Below are 1,005 nucleotides of genomic sequence, written 5' to 3' on the forward strand. Positions count from 1 at the left end.
AGAAAATAATTAACGGTCAGTATATTGATATTAATAATAATGGTGATATGTGGAGGGACTTTACCCATATTAATGACATTGTCGAAGGGATAGTCAGAATTTCTGATGTCATACCAAGAATTAATCAGCGATGGCAGTTTGAAAATAGTACTCCAGCGGATAGTTCTGCTCCTTATTCTATTTACAATATTGGTTATGGTTCACCGATTTGTTTGATGGATTTTATCAAAGCAATAGAAAATGAACTCGGAATAGAAGCAAAGAAAAATTATCGAGAGATGCAGCCAGGAGATGTATACCAAACCTATGCTGATACAACAGCTTTCTATCAAGCCACTGGTTACCGGCCGTCAGTTTCCGTAGAAGAAGGTATTGCCGAGTTTGTCGCTTGGTACCGGAATTTTTATAACAAGTAAAAGATTTGTCATTCAGAACTTTCAAGGTCGAGAGTTCACATAAGGTTAGAGCTATGTTACCGAGTATATCAGTCGTTATTCCTGCAAAAAATGAACAAGGAAATATCGGGAAGTTAGTGAAAGAAATTCATGCCAGTTTAGAAGCATACCCTAACGTCGAAATTGTCATTACGGACGACGGTAGTACCGATGATACGGTGCAAGAGGCACTTGAAGCTGCTAAAGAATGTGGGTGTGACCTGCAAGTGGTAAGCCACGAACATAGTTGCGGTCAAAGCACAGCAGTGTTAACTGCCGTCAAACATGCAAAAGGCGAGTGGATCGTTACCTCCGATGCTGATGGACAGAACGATCCGTCGGATATGCCTAAGATGCTTGAGCTTGCTGCTAAAGTCAGCAATCCGAACTTTTGCATCGCGGGTTATCGAGCGAAAAGGTTGGATACAGCTTGGGTTAGGTTTCAATCGAAGGTGGCGAACAAAGTGCGCCATGCATTACTAGGTGATGGTGTTCCAGATTCTGGTTGTGGACTTAAAGTCATCCCTAAATCGACTTATCTGCGCTTGCCGTATTTTGATCATATGCATCG

The 1,005-nt window shown here is 41.6% G+C and carries 1 protein-coding gene and 1 pseudogene; both read left to right on the forward strand.

All coding sequences use genetic code 11. From position 1 onward, the window contains the following. Window positions 1–416: pseudogene (locus R7070_RS26725) on the forward strand (GDP-mannose 4,6-dehydratase); the annotation flags it as partial. 53 nt (window positions 417–469) lie between these two features. Further along, window positions 470–1,005: glycosyltransferase family 2 protein (locus R7070_RS26730; RefSeq protein WP_318141595.1), on the forward strand; the 536-nt coding region annotated here is incomplete at its 3' end.

The organism is Vibrio sp. 1557 (assembly GCF_033340175.1).
Taxonomy (GTDB): Bacteria; Pseudomonadota; Gammaproteobacteria; order Enterobacterales; family Vibrionaceae; genus Vibrio; species Vibrio alginolyticus.